We start from the raw sequence: 24,319 nt of genomic DNA, 5'->3' as shown, positions 1-24,319 counted from the left end.
CCCGCCGCCGAATTATAGCACGAGGTGGCCCCACCATGAAGCGTCGAGTGATCGCCGTCCTTCTCCTCGCGGTCCTGAGCCTTTTCTGCAGCGGGTGTCCCCAGCCGTCCGAGCCACCATCGGCGGACGGTCGTGTGCACGTGACCTACTGGGAGAAGTGGACCGGCTTCGAGGGCGACGCGATGCGTGACACCGTCGAGGCCTTCAACCGCTCGCAGAGCCGTATCTGCGTGGACCTCCTGACCGTGAGCCAGATCGACCAGAAGACTCTCATGGCGACTGCGGGCGGAATTCCGCCGGACATCGCCGGGGTGTGGTCCCCGACCGTCATCCCCTATGCGCAGAAGCGCGCTGCGCTCCCCCTGGATGACTTCTTCCGCGACAAGGGCATCACCAAAGACCGCTTCGTGCCGGTCTTCTGGGACATGTGCCAGTACCGCGGGCATACCTACGCAATCCCCACCACCCCGGCCTCAGTCGCGCTCCACTGGAACAAGCGGCTGTTCCGCGAGGCAGGCCTTGACCCGAACAAGCCGCCACGGACGATCGAAGAGCTGGACGCCATGGCGGACAAGCTCACTCGGGTCGAGAACGGCAAGATCGTGCAGATGGGGTTCCTGCCCCCCGAGCCGGGCTGGTGGAACTGGTCCTGGGGATGCTTCTTCGGCGGCCGGCTCTGGGACGGTAAGTCTCGCCTGACCTGCGACTCACCGGAGAACGTGAGAGCTTACGAGTGGGTGCAGAAGTACGCGAGGAAGTATGGCGTGGAGGCGCTCCAGACCTTCCGCAGCGGCTTCGGCAACTTCTCCTCACCGCAGAACGCCTTCATGGCGGAGAAGGTCGCCATGGAACTCCAGGGTGTATGGCTGTACAACTTCATCGACAAGTACATGCCCAGCCTTCAGTGGGGCGCAGCGCCCTTCCCCTACCCCGCCGACCGGCCCGACCTCGCGAACACTACTGTGGTGGAGGAGGACGTGGTCATCCTTCCGCGGGGAGCCAGGCATCCGCGCGAGGCTTTCGAGTTCCTGGCCTTCCTCGCAACGACCAGGGGCTCCGAGATACTCAACATGGGCCAGCGCAAGTTCACGCCCCTGATCGACGTCACGCCCGAGTTCCTGCGCAAGCACCCGAACCCGGCTATCGAGGTCTTCATCAACCTTGCCCACGGCAAGAACGCCGTCTCAGTTCCGCACCTTAGCATCTGGAACGAGTACCAGGACGAGCTTAACGAGGCCTTCGACGAAATCTGGCTCTGCCGAGAGACGCCCGAGAAGGCACTCTCCCACACTCGCGAGCGGGTGCAGAAGCGCGTCGACTGGGTCGTCAAGGCGGAGAGCCGTGACGAGGGGTAACCCGCCACGGCCGACCGGGGGCAAACGGTCCGGGCTAGCTGCGCCAGGAGTCATGCATGATGATGGCGTTGAGGGGCAAGCGGCTCTTGGGCTTCGGCTCGTCGGCCGGGTAGCCCAGCGCCATGAGCTGGACGACTCTGATCTCCTCGTCCGCGGGGATGCCCAGCACCTGCTTCACTGCCGCTTCATCGAAGGCGCCAACCCAGCAGGTCCCCAGTCCCTCTTCAACGGCTTGCAGCGCGATGTGCTCGAGCGCGATGGCAACATCGATGGGATAGCGAAGCTGGCCGCAGCGCATCACTGAACCGTCGGTCACCGCACAGGCAGCAATCACTACCGGAGCCTGCCCGACGAAGGCCTGACCACCGGCGGCGTCCATCAGCTTCTGGCGTTTGCCGTGGTCAGACACGACGACGAAGCGCCACTCTTGACGATTACCGGCGGAGGGCGCAAGCCTCGCAGCCTCCAGAATGCGGTCGAGATTTTCGCGTTCCGGCGCCTGCACGAGGTAACGCCGTACGCTGTAGCGTGCCGAGATCGCCTCAAATACCGTCACGGTCATCACGCTCCCCGTTGTAGTCGGTGTTTACTTCGGGGGCCGGTGCGGGAATCCTTGTGTTTGAGTTGTTGCCGGGTAGCCGGAAGTATGTCGATCTCTGAGGTTATGGCTATGGCGCCCCTGTTTGGGGACTCCCACAAGATCGTTGAGCCCGACCCACGGCGCATCACGCCCATGGTGCAGACCGAGAACTGCTTCGCCAGTCTGACACACGTGGCGATGTCGCTGCTCTCTATCTACGGGATGAAGGTGCATCCTGACGACGTCGCGGTTCGCATGGGTGACTGCTTCGCCCTCAACCTGGACGTTGAGAAGCGGCAGGTGGGCCTGGCAGGTGCGCATGCTCTTGTGCCCGAGGCCTTTGCGGACCTGGGGGTAGCCGTGCGCTACATAACGGATTCGGGCAACCCGGAACAGATGATGAGGCTGAGTGCGGTCCTGAATGCTGCCCTGCGCTCAGGACGGGTGTGCATCGCCTGCGGCGGCTGGCAGCCTCTGCAAGGAGGCGAAAGAGACGGTTTCTGGGGCGTGATCAATGGCGATGCCGACCACAAGGGGATGTTCCAGGCCAGCACGATGCGCGATGTGCTTCTGGACAGGCTCCCGGCGCGAGGTGTACTGTGGCCACATCCCCTGGGGCACGTGACGGCCCTGTACCTGGTGGATCACCGGGAAGACCCTCCCTTCCGGCCCGGAAGGCTGATGCGGCGTGCCCTGACACGTGGACAAGCCCTGCTGCAGGGAGATGAGGAGGTACCCGGGGAGCGCTTTGAGCGCCTGCTCGACTGGCTGAACACGGCGGAGCTGACGGCAGACATGCCGCAGGCCCGTGTGTATCCCTATCCCTTCATGGTTGCACTGCGCTGCCAGTTCGAGGCCATGCACCGGTGCTTCCGGCGGGCTGCCAAGGTTGTGCCGGTGTCGCGACTCACCGGCTATCGGCAGGCGCTGACAGCGACGGGTGAAGCTGCCTCAATGCTGCTGGCCACCGAGCCGGATCGACTGTACAGCCGGACAAGCCGCCTCGAGATCGAGACTGGCCGGTGGCCCTGGGCACCCGACGCATGGAAAGAACGCTTGGCGTCTCTGCGCGACCCGCAGGGCTCAGCCCGTCGGGAGGACATCGCGCTGGTGGAGCGTCTCCGGCACTTGCACTCCCAACTGCTGGCAGGACTCGAACAGATGACTAGTGAGGCACGACGATGAGCGACTGGCACGAGCTACTCGGAATGGACGAGGCCTGCGAGTGCGGGCATACACATACGGTACCGACGCGCGAGGTCATCGCTGAGTCCGGCGCGCTGGGGCGTGTCGAGGAGGTCGTGCGCCGGCATGTGACGGGCCGGAAGGGCGCGCTGATCGCCGATGAGACGACGTGGGAGGTCGCTGGGAGAACCGTCGCCGACAGCCTCACGGGCTTCTCGCTGAAGCCGACGATCCTCAAGCCGGAGAAGCCGGGACACAGCCTCAAAGCCGACGACTGGTCGGAGCGCGAACTGGCCGAGCAACTCCCCGGCGACTGCGACTTCCTGGTCTGCGTCGGTAGCGGGACGCTGAATGACCTTGCGAAGATGGCCTCGACCGCACGCAAGATCCCCGAGATCTGCGTGGGGACGGCGGCCTCCATGAATGGGTATCCCTCTGCGATCTCCGCAATGTCCCGCGCCGGCATCAAGTGCACCGAGCCGTGCATCCCTCCCGTCGCCATCGTGTGTGACACGGAGATCCTCGCGAAGGCTCCGGCGGAGATGGCTCAGGCCGGGCTGGGCGACCTGCTCTCGAAGGCCACCAGTTCGACCGACTGGCTCATGGGACACCTGCTGCGTGACGAGTACTACTGCGAGAAACCGGTGGCCGTCGTGGAGGAAGCGGAGCGCCTCTGCCGTGAGCAGGCTGCAGCGCTGGGCCGCTCGGAGCCGCAGGCAGTCGAGACGCTGATGATCGGTCTGATCCAGTCGGGAATCTCGATGGCCATGGCGGGCGCGTCCTCGCCTGCCTCTGGCGGCGAGCATCTCATCTCGCACTACCTGGACATGACGCACGAGGGCTGGGGATGGGAAAGTGACCTGCACGGGCGCCAGGTCGCGGTGGCGACGCTCATGACGGGGAGACTATATGAGTTCGTACGTGAGCGGACCCTGGGAGGCGTCGATGTCGAGGCGGCCCGTGCCAGGGCCATCGATCCGGAGCAGGCCCGGCAGGGCAGTCTCGCCCACTTCGAGCCCCTTCTCGGGGCGAAGGTGGCCGAGGAAGTCGCGCAGATCATGCTGACGAAGGCCAAGCCGCAAGATGACGGCCCGTCGGTCGTCGAGCGCCTTGCCGCCGACCCGCAGGGGTTCTGGCAGGAGGTCGGGCGACTGATGCGCCCCACCGAAAGCACCGAGCACGCCTATCTGCTGGCCGGGGTGCCGACGAAACCGGCCGACCTCGGCCTCAGCCCGGAGCACGCCCGCGGGGCCTTCCTGTACGGGCGGCACATCCGCAACCGCTACACGATCCTGGACCTGGCCTCGGAGTTGGGACTCCTGGAGGAAGCCGCCGACCTCCTCTGCCCGGTCTAGACGCTACTTGCCGGACGTGTTCTTCATCAAGGCCAGCATCTTGTCGGCCGGAACCAGTCCGACGCTGCGGTTCATCACGGTGCCGTCGCTGTGGGCGAAGACGACCAGGGGAATGGCGGTCGCCTTGTACTTGTCTGCAGTGGCGGCATCCTTGTCGACATTGACCTTGACGCACACGTACTTTGTGGCTGCCTCGATGACCCTCGCGTCTGTCCAGACCTGCTCGTCCAGCATCCGGCAGGGCCCACACCAGTCGGCGTAGAGGTCGATCATCATGGGCTTGCCGGCTTTCTTCGCCTGCTCCATCCCCTTCGCGTAGGATTCCACCCACACGATCTTGTCTGCCTTGCTTCCGGGGCTTGGTGCGGTCTCTTCCCGGTTCGCGGTCGGAGCGGCCTCGCTGACCGGTGCGGGCTGTCCCGCTTCGGCGACCGTCTCGTTGCTGATGGTTGTCGGCGGTGACGGAAGGGACGGCTCAGTGGGAGATGCGCCTTGTGGGGGCTGCGGCGGACAGCCCACCAGAGGAAGGGTAGCCAGAGCAACAAGGGCAAGGGCGGCGACGACGTAGCATCTTGGACAGGTCACTCGCATATGGGTGGATCCTCTCCTTGTGCGCCTTCACTCATCTCAACGACGCTTGCCCGGGGTTCGGTTCCACTCCTCCGTGCCATAGACGGTCTCGACGAGTTGCGCTGCCCGAGCTTGCTCCTCCTGCGTCAGCTCGCAGGAGGGCAGTGACTTGCCGAAGGCCTCCGAGAACCCGCGCACTACGGCCTCTCCCAGTTCCTCGAAGGAGACGTCACGTCCAAGAACCTCGGCTACTCCGACGGCGGCCTGTCGCAGCGCAGCCTGCTCTCGTTCGCTGTCCGCTCCGGCCGCGCCAAGAAGGTCGAGGTGCTCGGCCAGATCAATGCGAATCGGAATCGAGCCATGCTGCAGGATGCAGCCGTCGCGGCGCATCTGAGCACTGCCCACGATCTTGCGCCCCTCCACCAGCATGTCTCCTCCGGCGGCCTTGGCGAAGCACACCGTCGGCAGATCCCGGCCTTTGGCGGTGGCATGGCGCTCACCCGGAATGGAGGCCGGCACGCCGAGCAGCGTCAGCCCGGCCTCGACGCCGCGAGAGATCGTCCGATAGGACGCGATGACGGAGCTGCCTGCCCCCACCTGCGCGATGGGAAGGCAGAAGCTGTAAGTGACCTCGTAATGGTGGATGATGGCGCGACCGCCGGTTGGGCGCCGCACGAGTCCGTACCCGTATCGTGCCACGGCCTCGAGGTTGATCCCACGGTCCAGCGACTGGAAGAAGCCGACCGAGACGCCGGGAGGAACCCAGGCGTAGATGCGCAGAGTCGGCGGCTGAAGCCCCGCAGCAACCTGCTCGAAGATGGCCTGGTCGACTGCCATGTTGTCGGCGGCCGGGAGAGGGTCGCTCCAGATCAGGCGCCAGGTATCGGTAGACGAGATGCAGCCGGTGTCCTTCATAGCGGAGTGTCCTGAATCGCAAAAGTGCCCGGGCCGACAAGTGCGTGTGCGCGGCCCGGGCAGCAGATAGTCTCAAGGTGTCATGCCTTGGCGGGAGAGCGGCTATTCCTCTTCGTCGTCGGAGAGGAAGTCGTCCTCGAGATCGTCGCTCTCGTAGTCCTCGTCCTCTTCCTCGCTCTCCAGGAGTTCGAGGTGCTTCTGGTACTGGTCCCAGTTCAGCAGCTTGCTGAGGTCGGTGTCTTCGTCCGGCTTGACTGCGATCAGCCAGCCATCACCGTAGGGATCACTGTTGATGGCTTCCGGCTCGTCCATGAGGTCATCGTTGCGCCGCGTGACAACAGCGTTCACCGGAGCGACAAGGTCCTCGATGGCCTTGGCCGACTCGATGCTCCCGAAGGGATCGTCACGGACGATCTTGGTACCCGGTTCAGGCAGCTCTACGAAGATAACGTCGCCCAACTGTTCCTGGGCATATTCGCTGATTCCGATGATGAGCTCTTTGCCCTCGTCGCGGACCCAAGCATGTCCTTCATCGAATCTCAACTCGGACAAGTCCATTGGTCGGACCTCCTTCACAAAACTCGGCGGCTCTGCACCACACGCGCAGCGCGGGTGTAAGCTCCAGATATCGCGGGTGTGGCGCCACAGAGTGTAATACGAAGCCCCCTTCCCTGCAAGGGGCATTTTGGGCGTCTCAACCGGAGCCTTACAGGGGCCCTTTTAGGCCCTTGCAGACGCCGCACGGGCCATCTGGAGAAGGTGGTCTGGAGTGGTGCCGCAGCATCCTCCGACGATGCGCGCTCCACAAGCAATGAGCCGCGCAGCCAGTTGTCCGGCCTCCAGGGGCGTACCCGACCACACAGTTCGGCCTCCGGTGACCATGGGGAGTCCGGCGTTAGGCTGGGCCATCAGCGGCCGATCGGTATGCTCGCTCATCTGCGCGAAGGCGATCTCCAGGGCCTGAGGTGTCCCGCAGTTCGCGCCCAGGATGTCCACCGGAAGCTCTGACAGACGCTGCGCTGCAGTGCCACCATCGACACCCATCGAGGTGCGTCCCTGGCCGACAGAAAAGGCCATCGTCACTGCCAGCGGTATGCGCGGGTGCAGCTCACGTACGGCACTGACCGCCAGCTCAACCTCCTCTATCGCCTCGAAGCTCTCCAGCAACACCATGTCCACTGAGGGCCCGAGCATCGCTTCGCACTGCCGCAGGAAGGAGCTGCGCGCCTCCTCGACGGAGAGGTCACCCAGGGGCTCCAGCAACGCTCCAGTTGGTCCCAGGTCAGCCGCCACATAGAGGTCGTCGCCCGCAGCCTCACGGCACAACTGCACTGCACTCGACCAGATCTGGGGCCCCTGCTCTGCAAGGCCGGCTGTCTTCAGCATGATTGGGTTCGCGGCGAAGGTGTTAGTCTGGAGTATCTGTGCCCCGGCGCGTCGGTAGGCCCGATGCGCGGAGCTCACGAGGTCGGGGTGCGTGAGGTTGGCCTCGCTGGTGTTGCGCGAGACGGCCCCGGCTGCCATGAGCGCGGTCCCCATCGCACCATCGCCTACGAGCACTTCCGTAGCCAGACGTTCGAGGATCGAACTCCGCATCTTCCACGTCCTTCCGTAGGTACCGTAGGAACGCCCAGGGAGCGCACAGGAGCCGACTGGCACTCATCTTACATGCAGCAGCGTCAGTGGACAAGTCGGCAGCCATCTCCCGAGGTGCAGGCCTGCAAGGCTGTGGCGTCAAAGAAGCTCTCTTGGAGGAAACGTGCCTTCTGTGCTAAGTTATTGCTGGTTGTGTCCGTATCTGCCGCCAGACTCGTGGTGAAGTTGCCGTCCGATTCCCGTGGGGGTGATCTGACGTGCGCACGCGACGCCGGCTGGACTTCCACAGTGGTCTCCTTCGCTCTACACTCCTCTCCCTGCTCATGCCACTGGGCATGCTATCGGTTGCAGCGTGCGCCGGCCATGCCCAACCGCAGGACGTGAAGGCGAGCCGACTGTTCGAGTTGGCCAAGCCTGCGACCGTCCTGATCGAGTCTACCTGTGAGGTCACGGCGTCATGGCCCATATGGCACTGGACCGGCGAGAACGTCCGGCTGTTCCATGAGAGGGCCGCTCGGCGCGCGGAGAGCTCTGGCACAGATGACATGATCCTGGCGCGCTCCGAGGAGCTGCTCGAGAACTTCAACGACTACCTGGCTCCGCAGGATGACCGGCGCAGCGAGACGGAGTCTTCCTCTGCCCAGGGCTCTGGATTCGTGATCACCCCCGACGGCTATGTGGTGACCAACGCCCATGTGGTGGTGTGGACTGACGAGGACCTGGAGCCTGTGATCGAAGAGCTGAACAAGAAGCGCGTGGCAGCCTCCATGGAGGTTCTGGCCAACGACGAGGACTTCGCCGGTGGCTCCGAGGAGGCGATGGCGAAGGTTGAGGAGGCCCTCCAGAGCTGGTGTTCGCAGCACATCAAGATCGACAAGAAGGAGGTCACAGCCCTCATCGCCGCGGGGGTTGCGGTCCCGGGCGTTGCGAGCGAATACAAGGGGTCACCGGCGGAGATCGTCGCCGTCGGCGAACCAGCACCCGGCAAGGACGTGGCCATCCTCAAAGTCGCAGGAAACAACATGCAGACTCTCCCGCTGGGTGACGACAAGGCGATCAACCCCGGCGATCGGGTCTATGTCGTGGGCTACCCGGCCGCAGCGACCTTCCACCCCTACCTGAAGCAGGACGTGCCTCACGATCCGACCCTCACAGCGGGCGTCGTGAGCGCGAAGAAGGCCATGCCCGGCGACTGGGAAGTGATGCAGACCGACGCCGACTTCACTCACGGTAACAGTGGCGGTCCGGCCCTGGACAGCGCGGGCCGGGTCATCGGTATCGCGACCTCTGGCAGCCTGGAACCCACAGCCAGCGGTCAGGACGTCACCGCGGTCGCCGGGATGAACTGGCTGATTCCCGTCGGCATTGTCATGGAGTTCCTGCAGCGGCACAACATCAAGCCGGAGGAGGGCACCGTCTCGAAGCTGTACGCCCAAGCCCTCGACGCTTTCGACGCGCACCACTACCGCAAGGCTCTGGCCATCTTCCAGCAGATCAACACCATCTCTCCTGCGCACCCCTACGTGCAAAGCTTCATCTCCAAGTCGCAGCAGGCGATCGTCGAAGGCAAGGATCGGGCCAGCGTCCCCATGCTCATCGTTGGGATCGTGATCCTCCTGGCAGTGATAGTCGCTCTGACGATCTTCCTTCCCAGATGGCGACACCCGGTAATGAAGTCGATGCCGCCTCCGCCTGTGATGCCGGGATAGCTTGCCCGACAGCCACCAGACCCCGCTCACGGAACCGGCTGGAGGTCCTGGAGGCGCACGTGGTCGTTCACGTACCACAGCATCCTGACCCGTGTGCCGACGACGACGGAGGGTATTGCGACCAAGGCCGCCAACAGCAGTGCTGCCCGCGCGGCAGGAGGTGCGTCGACCCGGGAGCGCGAACAAAGCGACCGAAGCAGGCTGGCCCATGATATGTACGGACGGGAGTGTGACGCGCCGTGCTCTTCACCGACGGCCGGCTCCTCATTCTTGCGCTGGCTCTGACGCTGGTCTCGCTCCCGGCCTGTGCTCGCGACCTGATCGTTGACCCTGGTCACCCTCAGTCCTCCGACAGCAACTCCGGCTCCCCCGAATCACCCCTCAAGACCATCGCCAGGTCGGCTGAACTGGTGCAGCCGGGCGACCGTGTCATCATCAAACCGGGCCTGTACCGCGAGAGCATCCCTCTGAAGCGTAGTGGCGCACCGGGTGCCCCGATCAGCTTCGTGGCCGAGACACCCGGGACCGTGGTCATCACCGGTGCAGATCCGGTCGCCAACTGGACACGCCTCTCCGGAGACGCTCCGATCTACCGCGTGCCCTGGCCCTACCAGTTCATCATCAACCACACGAAGGAAGGTCTTCCCGTCGAGCATCACCCGGAGGGCGAGCCGGTGTGGGGACGTGCCGAGCAGGTCATCGTCGACGGCAAGCAGCTTCTACCCGCCGGTACGCTCGAGGCTCTCACGAAGGGTTGGTCCGAGAACCGTGACCGCCCTGGCGAGCCCGGGCGATCCTCTGCTGCAGTCCCTGATCCCGCTGACCCGGCCACGTGGCACGGGATGTTCGCGGTAGACACGACGAAGAAGGAGCTGTACCTGTGGCTCCAGGACGGCTCCGATCCGAACACGCACCAGGTGGAGGCGGCGACGAGGCCGTCGTTGTTCGGGCTGAGCCCATGGCAGAATCCGGCAGGGGTGCACGACGTCCACCTGTACGGGCTGGTGTTCCGCTACGGCGCAACCTTCCCCCAGCGAGCGGCGGTGTGGCTCCAGGGAGAAGACAACCTCGTGGAAGGTTGCATCATCGAGCACATGGCCGGCAGCGGGCTCTCGGTGCGTGGCACGGTCCGACACTGCGTGGTCCGCTACAATGGGCAGACAGGTGGCGGCGCGACGGGTGAGGGCTTTCTGAACGAGGAGTCCCTGTGGGAGGGCAACTGCTGGAAGCCTATCAACCGCGGCTGGGACGCCGGCGGCTTCAAGATGGCACGCACAAAGGGCGGGGTCTTCCGGCGCTGTGCCTTCCTTCACAACGGCGGTCCGGGGCTGTGGTTCGACATCCACGTAGAGAACGTGCTGGTCACCGAGTGCGTTTTTGACGACAACGAGGGCTCCGGGGTCTTCGTCGAGATCAGCCGCAACATCACACTCCTGCGGAACCTGTGCCTGCGCAACGGCCTTCGAGCCAGGGGAGCCACCTGGAGCGAAGCGGGCATCAAGATCGCCGAGAGCATGGACTGCGTCGTGGCGCACAACACCTGCGTGGGCAACAAGGACGGGATCACCTTCCGCGAGCAGGGCCCCCGGACACTGGACACCGACGACTTCGGCCCTATCCCCTATCACTGCACCGGCGATGTTGTGGTCGGCAACCTGTGCGCTCTCAACCGGGGCTATCAGCTCGGCCTCTGGTATGACAATGGGTTCTTTGGCTGGCACCCGGCGGATCAGGCCAAGTACAAGGACGTGCAGGGCTGGCTCGAGGCGGTCAAGGCCAGTGGCAGGCCTTTCTATGATCCCACGCAGCAGGGACTGGTCATCGATCGGAACCTCTACTGGCTCGACCCCGCTGCCGGGCAGAAGGTGGCCCTGTACGGCTGTGAGTGGCGGCCCAAGCACTCCCAGTACTCCGACCTGAAGGCCTTCACGGAGGCCACTGGCTTCGATGCCCGCAGCCAGGTCGCCGACCCGGGCTTTGTCGACGCGGCGGGCGGCGACTACTCCCTGAAGCGTGAGGGCGCCGCCTGGGCTGCCCAGGCCGGTTGGTTGACGCCACCGACGAGCATCGCGGCATGGCTCGACGGCTTCCTGCCCCCGTATCGGTGATCCAGCTGGTCGACGGGAGCAAGCTGAGAGGAGAGAACTTGCGGCTGAGGCGTCCAGAACCAGGCTGGTCGGACAGGGTCTGTTGCAGGCTGGTGTGGCGGAAGGGAACGAGTGGCGACCTTGGCCCTCGAGCTTGGGTGCGCCGGCCGTCAGAGGGGCGAGCAAAAACAACCGGCGGACCTGATGGCCCGCCGGCTGGTGGTCGCACGAACGGGCGGCCCTTCTCCCCGGGACGCGACTTAGCGTCAACCAATAATAGCACGGTGTTGTGTGCTGTCAATGGATATGTCAGAAGCCAAATGATCTCTGTAGCCCATCCTGCCGTCAGTAGATGATGGTATATTTGTGTATTGGAGAAGGTGGACGCGCCGGGGTCGGACCGCCCTTCCCTCCGCTCTCTGCACCAACATCCCAGCACAGTCCAGGAGGCAATCCATGTCAGGCAAGCTCAAGATCGGCATCATAGGCACCGGGCTCATCGGCAAGTCCCACCTGCGCAAGTACCGTGAGATCGCTGACGCTGAGGTCGTCGCCGTCTGCGACATCAACGAGGCCGAGGCCCAGCGAGTCGCCCAGGAGTACGAGGTCCCGCAGGTTCTGACCGACTACCACAAGCTTCTGGCGATGGAGGAGATCCAGGCGGTGGATGTGTGCCTGCCGAACGTCCTCCACTGCCCCGTCACCTGCGATGCTCTCAAGGCGGGCAAGCACGTGTACTGCGAGAAACCCTTCGCAAACAACGCCGCCGAGGCCCAGAAGATGCTGAAGACCGCCCAGGACTGCGGGCTGAAGCTGGCCATGCAGTTGGGTACGCTCTTCTCCAAGGAAGCACGCGCCGCGAAGCACCTGATCGACAAGGGGATGCTCGGCCGCCTCTACTACGCCAAGACCAGTCACTACCGGCGCCGTGGGCGGCCCTTCGTCGACGGCTACGCCACGCCGATCTTTGTCCAGAAGAAGCACGCCGGCGGTGGCGCCTTGCCGGACATGGGCGTGTACCACCTCGGGCTCATGGTCCACCTGCTGGGCAACCCCGACATTGAGACGGTCACCGCCAGCACCTTCCAGGAGCTGGACATGAACGAGCAGCGCCGCAAGTCGAGCAACTACGACGTGGAGGAGATGGCTGTCGGCCTGGTGCGCTTCAAGGGCGACCTGACCCTGTTCTTTGAGGAGAGCTGGGCAGCTCACATGGACCAGGGAACCGGCGACCGCATCATGGGCTCGCAAGGCGGCCTGCGACTGGAGCCCTTCGCGCTCTTCAGCCACCTGCACGGCATCGACGCGGACACCACCTTCCAACTGGACGGCTTCGAATACCGCCAGAACGCCTATGACCCGAACTGGATCGGCTACTCCAGCTCGCAGCACCACTGGGTATGGGCGGTGCTCGGGAGGGTCCCGCAGATCAGGACAGACCTGATCGGTGTCAAGGTCGCTCAGATCACCGAGATGATGTACAAGTCCGCCGCTCAGCACAAGGAACTCAAGCCACGCGCCTAAGCCCGCAGAAGGCCTTCGGAGTGCAGCACGGATCCCGCAGAGGGGCCTCATACACAACTTGGGAGGTGTACAAGTGATCAAAGAGTTCAAGGAGTTCGCGCTCAAAGGCAGCGTACTGGACTTGGCCATCGCCGTCATCATCGGCGGGGCCTTCGGCAAGATCGTGACCTCGCTGGTTGACGACGTCCTCATGCCGCCAATCGGTCTGCTGCTCGGGAAGGTCGACTTCGCCAACCTGTATATCAACCTCTCCGGTCAGCAGTGGGAGTCCCTGGACGCCGCCAAGAAGGCGGGGGCTGCCGTGATCCGCTATGGGCTGTTCCTGAATGCCGTGATTACCTTCGTGATCGTGGCCTTCGTCATGTTCCTGATCGTGAAGCAGGTCAACCGCCTCAAGCGTGAGCCCGCTCCGGCTGAGCCGGACACTCGGGAGTGCCCCTACTGCCTGAGCACCATCCCGGTCAAGGCCACACGGTGCGCGCACTGCACCTCCACCGTGGAGCCCGTCCCCTAAGGTCAGGGTCCAGGACAACCAGTACTCACCAGGCACAGTGATGCCCCCTCGCGCGTCTTGAGGGGGCATCACTGTTGCTAGAAGGAGAAGATCTCGTGACCCCGTGCGCCGGCCAGCAGGTCGATGATGATCCACACTCCCGCACTGGTGAACTCCCCGAGGATCAGCCCCAGGAATCCCGGCAGCAGCTTCTGGTAGGCCTTGTGACCGCCCAGGTTCATGACCGCTGTCTTGATGAGCCAGCCCAGGAAGATTGGGAACCAAAAGTTGATCATCGGCCACGAGGCGCCCATCAGGTACCCGATGGGATGTAGTGGCCACCACAGGTAGGTGCGGTGCAGGAAGGTGAGCGCCCACATGGTCAGCGCACCTGCCCCGATGGTCAGGAAGGAGGCCGGACTGGCCGGCTCTCCGGCGCTGATCAGGTAGCTCGTCCAGGTGCCATACAGGTTACGGCTGTAGTGCGTGGTGAACCAGGTGTTGAGCTTCGTGCCGCCGTGGAGGTACATCAGAGATAGGTAGGAGCCGTAGGAGGTGAAGGTGGCCGCAAGAACAGCCAGCGCCAAGGCACCGAAGAGCCGTCCGCGCGGGATCGCGCCCTCATCGGCAATGCGCAGACTCTGCATCAGGCCAGGCATGAGGGGACTGCGGTTATCGACCATGAACAGGTGATCGAAGAGAGCAAGAACGGCGATACGAGGGCCGCCGAGGGGTCTGCTGCCGACCGCTGCGAGAATCAGGTTCAGCGGACGGAAGGGGTGCTGGACGTACAGCATCCCGCCCTCACATACCAAGCGCACAGCGACGATGTGCACCGCGAAGTAGAGCACGAATAGGAGAAGCGTCGAGCCGAAGCCCGCACCTGCCGCCGCGCCCCAGATGCAGACGGCCAGGAGGCCGATCAGGCCACCCCAGCAGGCCACGGGGTACGGCATCGCCTCGCCGGCGTCAACAGGTGGATCCTGCCGTGCGGAGCCGCTGACACGCTGCCAGATCTCCTTCAGCCGTGGCCTGGCTGCGACCATCCCCAGAACAAAGCTGAGCAGGATCCCGCCGATCATCTGATGGGCCACGAATCGTCGGGTGCCGTAGGCCTGAACCGCAGGCATGGGGAAGCCTGCGGCCGAGCCGATCACCTGCTGGATCAGGAAGAAGAAGTAGAAGAACCACAGACTGAAGCTCAACTCGGAAGGCAGCAGATAGGCCAGTCCAATGATGCTGAACAGGAAGCGCAGCCACAAGGGCGACAGTGCCGTCCAGGGACGCTCCGTTATGTACGGGTCCAGGGGGATACGATGGACGTTGATGCCGGGGATGGCCGGGTAGTAGTGATGCAGCCCGTTGACCGCATGGAGCAGGAAGGGGATCGCGAAGAAAACCCACATCGTTGTGTTGCGGAAGAAGGCCGGGAGGAGTTCCGCCGGGTCCTCGTAGTGGGTCACCGCCAGCGGCAGATGCACGAGAGGAAACACGAGCTTCTCGTCATCCACCCAACGCCGGCGTAGCAGCGCGGAGAGACCGAAAAACACCACGTACACGCTGAAAGCCAGGACGGTCCACGCAAGAAGAGGCCCTACCCATGCGCCCCAGGGGATCGGCGCTCCCGGCTTCAGCCCCTCATACAGACCGGTCGAGACCGGCCCCGCGGGAACGTGCAGCCAGTCGGGGAGATTGGGCCACAGGACGTCCTCCCACTTGTTCTCGGGTCGGGCGAAGTAGAAGGGACCCGCCAGGTAGGGAATCAGCAGCCCCGTCAGCCCAAAGGAGGGGATGCCGGCCGCGACCAGCATCATGCAGTAGATCACCAACAGCTCGGACCGCTCCAGGCCCTTCCCCAACCGCCGAGGCACGACGTTGACCACCGTGACCAGTACCAAGAGCAGGAAGAACGAGCTGATGGGGAAAGACGTGAGACCCACCCACGTGCCCTGCATGACGAGGTCACTGTAGGGGGTCCCGAGGCCGATCACGAGCACAAGCACAAAACCGATCACAAGGGCGCGTCGCGTCATTGCGTGGTTCCCGTAGTGCAAGATCGCTGTAAAGGAAGAACACCAGCCGTGCTCCGGAGCGCAGATGCCGCTGTCGGGTCTTTTCCCCGCTTTGTGCCCAGTTCCCTCCCTGCCTCCAGAAGATGTGGGCGTCAGGCTCTGATAACGCAATCAGCTTTTACCCCCCAATGCCTTGACATGCGATGCCTGGTGGGGCAGAATGCCACCTGTTGTGCCGGACCATATCCTGAACGGAGGGACTCGGTTCACCATGAGTAAGAGGTCGCGACGTGGTTTTACCCTCATTGAGTTGTTGGTTGTTATCGCAATCATTGCGATCCTGGCTGCGATCCTGTTCCCGGTCTTCGCGCGAGCTCGGGAGAAGGCTCGTCAGTCCAGTTGCCAGAGCAACCTCAAGCAGATCGGTCTCGCCTTCACCATGTACGCGCAGGACTACGATGAGAAGATGCCGCGTGGCTCCGGCTACGTAGCCCCGACCACTCTCCTCTCCCCGGGCAACTATGCCGAGTGGTTCCTGGAACTTGCCCCCTACATCAAGAACACCCAGATCTTCAACTGCCCGTCGGCAGCACGCACTGCCTTCCAGACCGGTGGCGTCGACAGCACCGCTCTGGGGTATGGTGTGGCCTACTCCCGGAACCTCTTCATCGACCGCACCGCCATGGCCGACATCATCGAGCCCGCGAACTGCATCATCATGGCCGACGGTGTCAACAACTACATGCGCCTTTGGTGCAAGGCCTCCGAGGGCAGCAACTACGGTTGGTCCTGGAACCGGCACAACGACGGCTGCAACTACGCCTTCGTCGATGGCCACGTCAAGTGGATGAAGATCAACCCGGCCACCCAGTTCGCCACCCGCGACGCCTACATGCACCTGTCCTACCATCCGTAGGCTATCGCTTCGTCTCTGACACACAGCCACCAACAGAGCGGCCACCGGAATCCCGGTGGCCGCTTGCGTTAGCTCTGCTCCTCAGTGGTCCGGCTTACTTGCCGACGTGGGCCAGCTCCCATTCGTAGATGGAGGCTACCGGCGGCTTCGGGCGGTCTGCCGGTGTCGCCGGGACCGCAGCAGCAGTGTTGCCCTCGAGCTCAGCCGGCTTCGCAGCACCGCCGACGAACTGCCCATTCCCGCCGAAGAGCTGGTTACCGGTGATCTCGACCCCGATGCAGTCGGCCGTAGCAAGCTGAACCATCGGCGACTTGCCGTCCTTGAGGGTGAAGACATTCCCCTTGAGGAGGTGGTCGAAGCTGAAGGTCTTGGCGAACACGCCGGGACCACTTCCGACCACAAACCGGTTGTAGAGGATGAGCCAGTTCTCGTTCATGCCACCCATCCACAGGCCGGCCCTCAGCGAGACCACATCGCAGTTGTAGACCACATTACGCGGGCCATTCGGACCATGCGCAGCGTCTTCCGGCGGCGAGGCCCAGAGGCCATATCCGTAGCCGCCGTTCGCCTGCGTCGTGGACTCGATGAGGCAGTTCTCCATCAGGTTCTCGTTCGTCCACCCGGAGTGCCACTGACCGTCGCTCTCATGGAAGCGACTGTTGCGGATTACGCAACCGCTCGCAGCCCACTGGAAGAGCGGGCCATGGCGCAGCTTGTAGGTCTCCACGTTGTCCATGAGGCAGTCCCAGCTGTTCTCCCAGCCGGAGTAGGCAGTCCCGCCACCACCCTTGAACCAGGCGTCATCAAAGACGCAGTCGCGAACCTCGCACCACTTCGCACGTGAGCCGTAGACGGGGAACCGGCCGTGCTTGTAGATGCGGATTCCCCGACCCCAGCAGTTGACGGCGTTCCGGAACTGGATGCTGGTGATCCACAGGTCCTGAGTCTGCTCGAAGTAGAAGTCCTCTGCACCGCAGCGCTCGGTGGCGAGGAACCGCTGGGCATAGGAGCCGTCGATCACGGGGAACTCGATCCGCAGCGGCTGGTTGAGGCGGACCACGTTACCCTCAAGGCCCTCGATGTAGGTAATGTAGTTGCGGTAGTTGCCCCACAGGCACTTGTTCTTGGTGAGGGTCTTCCACCGCTCTGTCGCCGGGCCGTCGATGAAGACGGCGTCACCCACCTTCAGACCCTCAACGCTCTGCAAGGTGAGGGTCATATCCCCGCGCTTCCCGTCCTTGGCCAGCAGCAGCCTCTGACCGACGTTTCCCTGGCCGGTGAAGCAGATCGCTGCGGTCGGCAGGGGCAGCACGGTCTTGTCATCATAGGTGGAGTCCACGACGACGCTAATCTCAGTCTGGCGCAGCGAGCCGTCCTTGTATTCGGCCACTGCGGTAAGCTTGTGCGGCCCATCCTTGGCTTTGGAGATCACGGAACTGCCCGAGAACCCGAAGTTGAAGGTGTTCCCAGAGTGAAGGCTCCGCTCCCAGGCCGTGATCAGCGTCCCGTCGACCAGGATGCGCATCTTCATCAGATCGGTCGGCTTCGCGTGCATCTCCACCCGTGTGTTCCGGCCGACCTTCGCCCCCGGCGCAGGGCTGAAGAAGGTGACGCCGGACTCGGGCAAGGCGTAGCGGAAGATGACGCGGGTCTTGTCTGCCCCCTGGCCGCGGAGAACCACTCCACTGTAGGGCACCAGGATCTGGCGGTCCAGGTAGTAGGTGCCGGCGCCCAGCATCACGGCGCCTCCTCCGGCCTTGCCCGCACTCTCGCAGGCAGCGGCGATGGCGGCGCTGTCGTCGCCCTCGTCATCGGCCTTGGCGCCGAACTGCTCCACGGTGCAGACCGCCTTGACCGTGGGGATGCCGCCCTGGACACCGCACTTGGTCCAGTTCGGGTAGACGATGCCGTCGGGGCCGACCACGTCCGCTGCAGTCAGGCGGCTGGTCTCACCGGGCCTGATCTTGTATTGAGGCTCCCACAGGGGGTCTGTCCTGACGGGACCAAGAGAGACGAAGCTGAAGTCGTCGAGGTAGGCCTCCACCTGGGCAGCCGCATAGCTATGGATCCACAGCTCGAGGTCGACGTCGTCAGCGGTGACCAGGAAGCTGTTGGCGAAGGGCGTCCACTTGCGACTTGACCCCGAAAGCCCTACCACGTGGCTGTCATCACTGCTGATTGTCTGGCCGGCGCGGTCGATGACCCGCACGTAGATGCCGAGGCCGTCACCGGAAACCGGGAAATGGTTGCCCCGGATCTCGTACTCACCGGCCTTCGCAACGTGAACCCTGGTCGCCTTGATGTCCGAGCCGCTTTTGGGGTCCACGTCGCGGATATGCAGCGAGAACTTGCCGCTCGCGGCCTGATCTTGTGAGAGCGAGGAGATCTTCTCCCCCGCTGCCAGTGTCCATCCCTGCAAGCCCTGCTCGAAGTCCCCGTTGATGATCGGGATCGAAACCGGCTCGCAGAGCCCGACGGCGCAGGCCATCGCCGTCGCCAGGATGCCTAGAAACAATCTGGTTGCGCCATGCATGTGCTAGCTCCTCCGTGTGTTGATGGTAACGCCCCCTTCTGCGCCGGGAAGAGAACCCCTTCCTGGGCTACCGGAGCGCGAGGCGTCTGACAGTGTGTGAGCGGCCGGGGGTAATGCAGAACGCAGCGGGACCGAGGGTCACCTCGGTCCCAGGGGAAAAGCTCGGGCGCGGATGTCCTCCGGGAACAGACCCCGGGGACGCTTACTGAATCGGAACTATCTGTGCGTGCATGACACCGGTGAGGACATCCACGCACTATCAGTATACCCAGGGCACTGGCGTCAAACAAGGAAGCGCCTGCAGAATCTTCACCTCAGAACGAATAGTGCCCACGCCGGCGCAGCGACATAGTCATCGGCCCTCGCAGGTGGAGGGCCCGCAGCCGGGGAACTCCCATACAAGCGTCGTAACCGCCGGCTTGAGGTCCGCAGCCTTGGGCATGTCTCCGCTGCGACCTTCGACGGCGCCGAAAGGAGTCCCGCCAATGCAGATCAGTTTCATGACCTGGGCTTGTCCGGATTGGACGCTCACAGAAGTGCTGACCGGAGCCATCAAGTATGGCTATGACAGCGTCGAGCCGCGTGTTGAGGCCAAGCAGAAGCACGGCATCGATCTGGACACCACCAAGAAGGTGCGCAAGGAGATCAAGGCCAGCTTCGCCGACACGGGTGTCCGATGCTGCTGCCTCGCGACCTCACGCACCTTCTCCATGGAAGACCCTGAGAAGCGGCGCGAGAGCGTCGAGCTCACGAAGCGCTACGTGGACCTTGCCAGGGACATCGACTGCCCGAACCTGCGGGTCTTCGGTGGCCCGACCCCGAAGGACGCCGACTTCGCCGAGGTCAAGAAGTACGTGACCGAGGCCTTCCGAGAGTGCTGCGAGCACGCCGCCAAGAGCGGGGTCTCGCTGTGCTTTGAGACCCACGACTCCTACTGCCACTCAGCGGATGCCCTGGAGGTTGTTCGCGGCGCAGATCACCCCCAGGCCGCGATCTGCTGGGACGTCATGCACCCCTTCCGGGTGGGAGAGAGCTTCGAGGAGACCTTCGCCAACGTCAAGGACTACGTTCGCCATTGCCACGTTCATGATGGCGTGAAGCCGGCTGACGGTGGCGCGGGTGGCTGGGAGATGGCGCTGATGGGCGAGGGCGACATCCCGCACCAGGAGCCCTTCAAGCTGCTGGCTGGGATTGGCTACACCGGTGCGCTCTCCGGCGAGTGGATCAACTTCCTGCCTCCGGACGAGGTCTTGCCCCACGACGCCCGAGTCATGCGCGAGTACCGGGCAGCGGCTACACGCTAGACCGCCAGTCCGAGTTCCTTTGCCAAAGACGGCGCCCCGATCTTTGGGGCGCCGTCTCTTTCTGCGCTGCCAAAACAGGGGCCGTCAGGACCTGCCCTCTCCCCTGTCGAGTTTGACCGAGGTGCGCTTGCGGACCAGCCGTTCGGCGGTCAGGGCGGCCGTGCAGCCTTCGGCACAGGCAACAACCATCTGCCGCACCTGTTTGCTGCGCACGTCACCCACAGCGAAGACACCGGGAAGGCTCGTCTGGCACATCTCATCCGTCTTGAGGAAGCCCTTCTCGTCCGTCTCAAGCTGGCCGTAGAGGAACTCGGTGACCGGTGCCGTGCCACGCAGGTACATGAAGATCCCGTCGGCCTCGATCACCTCTTCCCCTCCATCACGAGTTCGGAAGCGGGCACCCGTCACGCAGTCCTCGCCAAGGATCTGCTCAAGGCGCAACCCACCGCGAACCGTGAGATTGCTGCGGGCCTCGACCGCCTCACGCAGGCTCTCAGAAACGGCCAGCTCGGGGGCAGGAGTCGCCAGACACACGGTGGCACCCACGGCGGAGAGCCCCAGCGCCTCCTCGGCAGCCTGGTCATCTTGGCCGATGACAAGGATGCGCTGGTCTCGGTACAGGGGACCGTCGCAGGCGGCGCAGTAGCAGACGCCACGCCCGAGGAGTTCCTGCTCGCCCGGCGCCTTCTTGGCGGGAGCCATGGCGCCCGTCGCGATGATCACCACCGGTGCTGTGCGAACCTTCGGACCCGCGTAGACTTCCTTCATCTCCCCACCGAGGTTCGCGCCGACGACGGCTTCAAGCACGTGTTCCGCGCCGGCCTTCAGAGCCTGCTGCCGGATCCTCGTCAGTATCTCGCGGCCGGGCACTGGCTCGATCTGGCCCGGAAAGTTGCCGACGATGGGCGCACTCGCCATCATCCCGCCCACTTCGCTGGGGCTAAGGATGACCGTCCTGAGTCCGGCCCGGGCCGCATACAGCGCTGCAGTGCATCCCGCAGGACCGGCTCCGAGGATCAGCACCTCACAGCTCAGGTCTTCTCCGTCCATTGTCGGCCTCCTAGATCTCGTCGTGCTGGGATTCAGGCGGCTGGGCACCGCCCGCAGGCGGTGCCCACAGCTCAGTCCGGTTCAGGACCACCCTTGCCTACGCCCACTTGAGGATGATCTTGCCGCAGGTGCCTGCGAGCATCTCGTCGTAGGCCTTCTGGGCCTCCTGGTAGGGGTAGACCGCGGTGATGAGACGCCCGAGGTCAAGGCCGTCGCGCACCATCTGCAGCATTCCGGGATACCAGCCCGGATGCGCGACCCAGTTGCCCATCATGGTGTGGTTGTGCTTGATGATGAGCTTCTGCGGGTCGATGCTCTGCTTGCCGTGGCCGATCAGCATGATCGTGCCCTCGGGGCGCGTTACGTCCATGGCGGTGTCCAGAGTGTCCTGGCGACCGGAGCACTCAAAGCACTTGTCCGGACCAAGGCCATCAGCCAGCGCCCTGAGGGTGCCGCGCAGGTCATCGCAAGCCGTCGGGTCGATGGCCTTCCAGGCACCCATCTTCAGCGCGAGTTTGCGGCGCGCCTCACTGGGTTCGACGGCAATCACGAAGGCGCCCAGATAAGCGTGGACGAGGACGTTGCCCAGACCAACCGGCCCGCAGCCGAAGACGCAGGTGATGTCGCCGGCCTTGACGCCCGCCCTGGTGGAGGCGCCATAGGGAACGCCGAGACCATCGCCGCCGAGGAGCACGGCCATCCCGTCGGAGATGTCCTCGGGAACCTTCACCATGGCGTGCGCTCGCGAGGAGCAGTACTCGGAATGGGCAGCGGACGGGTTCTTGAGCTGTGCGCAGAAGGTGTCCCTACCGGACCGGCACCAGGCGCAGTCCCCGCAGCCCTGAAGGGTGAAGATGATGACCCGGTCGCCCTCCTGCCACTGTGGGTGACCGTTCGGGTCGGCAATGATGCCCGTGACCTCGTGCCCGGGGTTCATGGGATGTCCTGAGTCGCTGCGTACCGCGCCCATCTCACTGCCACAGACGCCACTGGCGGTCACTTTGACGAGCACCTGGTCTTCCTTCAACTCCGGCATCGGGAATTCGACTATCTCAATCTTGCCCTTGCCAGCCAGATGAACGGCTTTCATGTGCACCTAACTTCCTTTCGCTATCCTGCGGGATAGAGGGGTGTGCCCCTCGGCCTTCTTTGGTTGTGTCCAGCCGCCTTCGCACGCAAGACCTCCACGACACACCAGAGGCGATGCGCGAGTCTTCCCTTCACGCCCTCACGAATCCTTCGCTCTTGCCGTCACTCCACGCGATCAGGCTTCGGTGGCCGACCCGCCGGACTGGAAGGCCAAAGGCACCCGCACGTGGAACGATGGTCTGCAGAGCAGGCGACCCCGAACTGAGGAGTCACGACGATGAACGGTGCCGAGCAGCTTGTGCAGATGCTGAAGCGACACGGTGTGGAGCAGGTCTTCGTGCTGTGCGGGAATGGACTGAACCCCTTCCTGCTGGCCTGCAATGAGGCCGGTCTGCGCCTTGTCGATGTCCGTAACGAGCAGGCGGCCTCCTACATGGCCGACACCTGGGGAGCGATGACCGGGCGTCTGGGAGTTGTGGCCGTGAGCGCCGGGCCGGGACACACGAACGCGCTCACCGGTCTCGCGAACGCCTGGTGGGACGGGCGTCCGCTGCTTCTCCTCAGTGGCTGCAGCGAGGGCTCCGACCGTGGACTGGGGCACTTCCAGGAACTGGACCAGGTGGCCATGGCAGCTCCGGCCGCCAAGTATGCCCGTCTGGTGGAGCGCCCCGAACAACTGGGCTCTGAGGTGCAGAAGGCGATCCACCTGGCGCTGAGCGGCCGCCCAGGGCCGACGCATCTGACGATCACCGGTGATGTGATGGCCGGGCCGGTCCCCGACCTTCCGCTGTCGGCAGACCGTGCACCTGTTGGTCGGGTCGAAGCACGGTCGGCAGCCGACGCAGAACTGGTGCTGCAGGCAGCCGAGATCCTGGCCAAAGCGCAGCGGCCGGTGGTAGTGACCGGAAGTGGCTGCTTCTATGCGGGAGCCGGTGACGTCCTGCGCGACTTCGCCGCCGCGACCGACCTGCCGGTGTTCTCGCTCATGTGGGACCGCGGCTGCATCAACGAGTACTGGCCCCAGTACGTTGGACCAACCACCGCGGAGTGCAACGGTGCCTTCCCGCTGCTGGCGGAGGCCGATGTGGTCCTGACCCTGGGTGCGAGGGTCGACTTCCGCCTGGGCTATGGTCGCCCGCCCGTCTGCTCACCCAACGCGACCTTCCTCCGCGTCGACGTGGAGCCTCAGGAGGCCTATCGCGGCCCTGGAGACCTGCGAATCGCGGCCGATCCGCGGTCCTTCGTCAGCACCCTATCGGTGCTCATGGCCGGCACGGATGTCCAGTGGGCCGACTGGCTGGGAGAGCTGCAGTTGGCACGCGCGGACTTCGTGACCCGCTGGGACGACAAGCTCTGCGAGCTGGACGCACCGCTCCCGGCTCCGTGCATCATGCGCACGATCAAGCCCTTCCTCGAACGCGACATCACCTTCCTGCTCGATGGCGGCAACATCGGCCGGTGGGCGCACATGATGATGTGGGACCGCCATCCCTCTTTCTGGCACACCTGCGGGACCAGCGGTGTAGTTGGCTGGGGCATTCCGGGGGCCGTCTCCGCAAAGCTCGCTCGGCCCGATCAGCCGCTCCTTCTTCTCAGCGGCGACGGCTCAGCCGGGTTCACCCTCGGCGACATCGAGACCGCCCTGCGCTTCGGCACGCCCTATGTCGCCGTGGTGGCCAGCGACTGCGCCTGGGGAATTGTCGCGGAGTGCTTCCCGGAGGAGTGCCGCAGCGGAAGCGCCCTGGGACAGATCCGCTTCGACAAGGTCGCTGAGTCACTCGGCGCTCGTGGAATCTACATCGAGAACGGCTCGCAGCTTGGCCCGGCGATCGAGGAGGGACTGGCCTCGGACACGGTGACCTTCCTCCATGTCCCCGTCAGGCTGGGCGGAATCGACTACTGGGCCAAGGCCCTCGAGCTCTAGCCCGCATTATTCATGAGTTACTGAGGAAGTGAAACCGGAGAGACGTCGAAATGGGGTTCTGCGCCAACAGAAGGCCCTTTCGGGAGGTCTCTCCGGTATGACACAGTGTCTTGGCCAACTGC

Annotated in this window: 19 protein-coding genes; 10 read left to right on the top strand and 9 right to left on the bottom strand. The window is 64.2% G+C overall.

Annotated elements, in window-relative coordinates; translation table 11 throughout:
• Positions 1 to 35: 35 nt before the first annotated feature.
• A complete protein-coding gene (locus ABFE16_04405) occupies positions 36 to 1,355 on the top strand; it encodes an ABC transporter substrate-binding protein (GenBank protein MEN6344522.1) in 1,320 nt (439 codons plus the stop codon).
• A gap of 34 nt (positions 1,356 to 1,389) precedes the next feature.
• Here ABFE16_04405 and ABFE16_04400 read toward each other — a convergent pair whose 3' ends face one another.
• A complete protein-coding gene (locus ABFE16_04400) occupies positions 1,390 to 1,911 on the bottom strand; it encodes a nitroreductase family protein (GenBank protein ID MEN6344521.1) in 522 nt (173 codons plus the stop codon).
• Positions 1,912 to 2,025: 114 nt separating this feature from the next.
• Here ABFE16_04400 and ABFE16_04395 point away from each other — a divergent pair, with 114 nt between their 5' ends.
• Together ABFE16_04395 and ABFE16_04390 are read left to right on the top strand one after the other, a co-directional pair.
• Positions 2,026 to 3,120 carry a hypothetical protein gene (locus ABFE16_04395; protein MEN6344520.1) on the top strand — a complete coding sequence of 365 codons (1,095 nt, stop codon included), beginning with the start codon at positions 2,026 to 2,028 and terminating at the stop codon, positions 3,118 to 3,120.
• Positions 3,117 to 4,475: a sn-glycerol-1-phosphate dehydrogenase gene (locus ABFE16_04390; protein ID MEN6344519.1), complete on the top strand. Its 1,359-nt coding sequence runs from the start codon at positions 3,117 to 3,119 to the stop codon at positions 4,473 to 4,475. The genes ABFE16_04395 and ABFE16_04390 overlap by 4 nt, the downstream gene beginning before the upstream one ends.
• A 3-nt stretch (positions 4,476 to 4,478) precedes the next feature.
• Here ABFE16_04390 and ABFE16_04385 read toward each other — a convergent pair whose 3' ends face one another.
• The 4 genes from ABFE16_04385 to ABFE16_04370 all read right to left on the bottom strand — a co-directional run bounded on the left by ABFE16_04385 (position 4,479) and on the right by ABFE16_04370 (position 7,556).
• Positions 4,479 to 5,066, bottom strand: coding sequence for a thioredoxin family protein (locus tag ABFE16_04385; GenBank protein MEN6344518.1), 588 nt, complete (start codon positions 5,064 to 5,066; stop codon positions 4,479 to 4,481).
• A 36-nt stretch (positions 5,067 to 5,102) separates the two neighbouring features.
• Complete coding sequence (locus tag ABFE16_04380) at positions 5,103 to 5,960, bottom strand: biotin/lipoate A/B protein ligase family protein (protein ID MEN6344517.1); 858 nt, start codon at positions 5,958 to 5,960, stop codon at positions 5,103 to 5,105.
• Positions 5,961 to 6,062: 102 nt separating this feature from the next.
• Positions 6,063 to 6,518 carry a glycine cleavage system protein GcvH gene (gene gcvH / locus ABFE16_04375; GenBank protein ID MEN6344516.1) on the bottom strand — a complete coding sequence of 152 codons (456 nt, stop codon included), beginning with the start codon at positions 6,516 to 6,518 and terminating at the stop codon, positions 6,063 to 6,065.
• A 162-nt stretch (positions 6,519 to 6,680) separates the two neighbouring features.
• A complete protein-coding gene (locus ABFE16_04370; GenBank protein ID MEN6344515.1) occupies positions 6,681 to 7,556 on the bottom strand; it encodes a homocysteine S-methyltransferase family protein in 876 nt (291 codons plus the stop codon).
• 257 nt (positions 7,557 to 7,813) lie between these two features.
• Between ABFE16_04370 and ABFE16_04365 the strand changes: the two genes are divergently transcribed.
• The 4 genes from ABFE16_04365 to mscL all read left to right on the top strand — a co-directional run bounded on the left by ABFE16_04365 (position 7,814) and on the right by mscL (position 13,390).
• Positions 7,814 to 9,265 (top strand): serine protease, encoded by a 1,452-nt coding sequence (locus ABFE16_04365; GenBank protein MEN6344514.1) that lies wholly within the window; start codon positions 7,814 to 7,816, stop codon positions 9,263 to 9,265.
• A gap of 239 nt (positions 9,266 to 9,504) precedes the next feature.
• Positions 9,505 to 11,373, top strand: a complete 1,869-nt coding sequence (locus tag ABFE16_04360) for a right-handed parallel beta-helix repeat-containing protein (GenBank protein ID MEN6344513.1) — start codon at positions 9,505 to 9,507, stop codon at positions 11,371 to 11,373.
• Between the two features lie 435 nt (positions 11,374 to 11,808).
• Positions 11,809 to 12,876 carry a Gfo/Idh/MocA family oxidoreductase gene (locus ABFE16_04355; protein ID MEN6344512.1) on the top strand — a complete coding sequence of 356 codons (1,068 nt, stop codon included), beginning with the start codon at positions 11,809 to 11,811 and terminating at the stop codon, positions 12,874 to 12,876.
• Between the two features lie 73 nt (positions 12,877 to 12,949).
• Positions 12,950 to 13,390: a large conductance mechanosensitive channel protein MscL gene (mscL, locus tag ABFE16_04350; protein ID MEN6344511.1), complete on the top strand. Its 441-nt coding sequence runs from the start codon at positions 12,950 to 12,952 to the stop codon at positions 13,388 to 13,390.
• Positions 13,391 to 13,467: 77 nt separating this feature from the next.
• On the opposite strand, the gene ABFE16_04345 is transcribed toward mscL, so the two are convergent.
• The gene (locus tag ABFE16_04345; GenBank protein ID MEN6344510.1) at positions 13,468 to 15,402 is read right to left on the bottom strand and encodes a DUF6785 family protein; all 1,935 of its coding nucleotides are present in this window, start codon (positions 15,400 to 15,402) and stop codon (positions 13,468 to 13,470) included.
• A gap of 250 nt (positions 15,403 to 15,652) precedes the next feature.
• Between ABFE16_04345 and ABFE16_04340 the strand changes: the two genes are divergently transcribed.
• Positions 15,653 to 16,297, top strand: coding sequence for a DUF1559 domain-containing protein (locus ABFE16_04340; protein MEN6344509.1), 645 nt, complete (start codon positions 15,653 to 15,655; stop codon positions 16,295 to 16,297).
• A gap of 94 nt (positions 16,298 to 16,391) precedes the next feature.
• Here ABFE16_04340 and ABFE16_04335 read toward each other — a convergent pair whose 3' ends face one another.
• Positions 16,392 to 18,830 (bottom strand): right-handed parallel beta-helix repeat-containing protein, encoded by a 2,439-nt coding sequence (locus tag ABFE16_04335; protein ID MEN6344508.1) that lies wholly within the window; start codon positions 18,828 to 18,830, stop codon positions 16,392 to 16,394.
• Positions 18,831 to 19,315: 485 nt separating this feature from the next.
• Here ABFE16_04335 and ABFE16_04330 point away from each other — a divergent pair, with 485 nt between their 5' ends.
• Positions 19,316 to 20,134 (top strand): sugar phosphate isomerase/epimerase family protein, encoded by an 819-nt coding sequence (locus tag ABFE16_04330; GenBank protein MEN6344507.1) that lies wholly within the window; start codon positions 19,316 to 19,318, stop codon positions 20,132 to 20,134.
• A gap of 84 nt (positions 20,135 to 20,218) precedes the next feature.
• Here the strand turns inward: ABFE16_04330 and ABFE16_04325 are convergent, their stop codons facing one another.
• Complete coding sequence (locus ABFE16_04325; GenBank protein ID MEN6344506.1) at positions 20,219 to 21,184, bottom strand: FAD-dependent oxidoreductase; 966 nt, start codon at positions 21,182 to 21,184, stop codon at positions 20,219 to 20,221.
• Positions 21,185 to 21,281: 97 nt separating this feature from the next.
• Complete coding sequence (locus ABFE16_04320; GenBank protein MEN6344505.1) at positions 21,282 to 22,274, bottom strand: zinc-binding dehydrogenase; 993 nt, start codon at positions 22,272 to 22,274, stop codon at positions 21,282 to 21,284.
• A 276-nt stretch (positions 22,275 to 22,550) separates the two neighbouring features.
• Here ABFE16_04320 and ABFE16_04315 point away from each other — a divergent pair, with 276 nt between their 5' ends.
• Positions 22,551 to 24,197: a thiamine pyrophosphate-binding protein gene (locus tag ABFE16_04315; protein ID MEN6344504.1), complete on the top strand. Its 1,647-nt coding sequence runs from the start codon at positions 22,551 to 22,553 to the stop codon at positions 24,195 to 24,197.
• Positions 24,198 to 24,319 lie beyond the last annotated feature (122 nt).

The sequence above is a fragment of the Armatimonadia bacterium genome, assembly GCA_039679385.1.
Lineage (GTDB): Bacteria > Armatimonadota > Zipacnadia > Zipacnadales > JABUFB01 > JAJFTQ01.
This window is presented reverse-complemented; position numbering and strand designations above follow the sequence as displayed.

Bases quoted from the DNA above. Each gene is read 5' to 3' on its own strand.
- ABFE16_04395 (MEN6344520.1), top strand. From the start codon at position 2,026: ATGGCGCCCCTGTTTGGGGACTCCCACAAGATCGTTGAGCCCGACCCA.
- ABFE16_04405 (MEN6344522.1), top strand. From the start codon at position 36: ATGAAGCGTCGAGTGATCGCCGTCCTTCTCCTCGCGGTCCTGAGCCTT.
- ABFE16_04330 (MEN6344507.1), top strand. From the start codon at position 19,316: ATGCAGATCAGTTTCATGACCTGGGCTTGTCCGGATTGGACGCTCACA.
- ABFE16_04370 (MEN6344515.1), bottom strand. From the start codon at position 7,556: ATGCGGAGTTCGATCCTCGAACGTCTGGCTACGGAAGTGCTCGTAGGC.
- ABFE16_04355 (MEN6344512.1), top strand. From the start codon at position 11,809: ATGTCAGGCAAGCTCAAGATCGGCATCATAGGCACCGGGCTCATCGGC.
- ABFE16_04345 (MEN6344510.1), bottom strand. From the start codon at position 15,402: ATGACGCGACGCGCCCTTGTGATCGGTTTTGTGCTTGTGCTCGTGATC.
- ABFE16_04315 (MEN6344504.1), top strand. From the start codon at position 22,551: ATGAACGGTGCCGAGCAGCTTGTGCAGATGCTGAAGCGACACGGTGTG.
- ABFE16_04390 (MEN6344519.1), top strand. From the start codon at position 3,117: ATGAGCGACTGGCACGAGCTACTCGGAATGGACGAGGCCTGCGAGTGC.
- ABFE16_04320 (MEN6344505.1), bottom strand. From the start codon at position 22,274: ATGAAAGCCGTTCATCTGGCTGGCAAGGGCAAGATTGAGATAGTCGAA.
- ABFE16_04325 (MEN6344506.1), bottom strand. From the start codon at position 21,184: ATGGACGGAGAAGACCTGAGCTGTGAGGTGCTGATCCTCGGAGCCGGT.
- ABFE16_04380 (MEN6344517.1), bottom strand. From the start codon at position 5,960: ATGAAGGACACCGGCTGCATCTCGTCTACCGATACCTGGCGCCTGATC.
- ABFE16_04335 (MEN6344508.1), bottom strand. From the start codon at position 18,830: ATGCATGGCGCAACCAGATTGTTTCTAGGCATCCTGGCGACGGCGATG.
- ABFE16_04340 (MEN6344509.1), top strand. From the start codon at position 15,653: ATGAGTAAGAGGTCGCGACGTGGTTTTACCCTCATTGAGTTGTTGGTT.
- gcvH (MEN6344516.1), bottom strand. From the start codon at position 6,518: ATGGACTTGTCCGAGTTGAGATTCGATGAAGGACATGCTTGGGTCCGC.
- ABFE16_04385 (MEN6344518.1), bottom strand. From the start codon at position 5,066: ATGCGAGTGACCTGTCCAAGATGCTACGTCGTCGCCGCCCTTGCCCTT.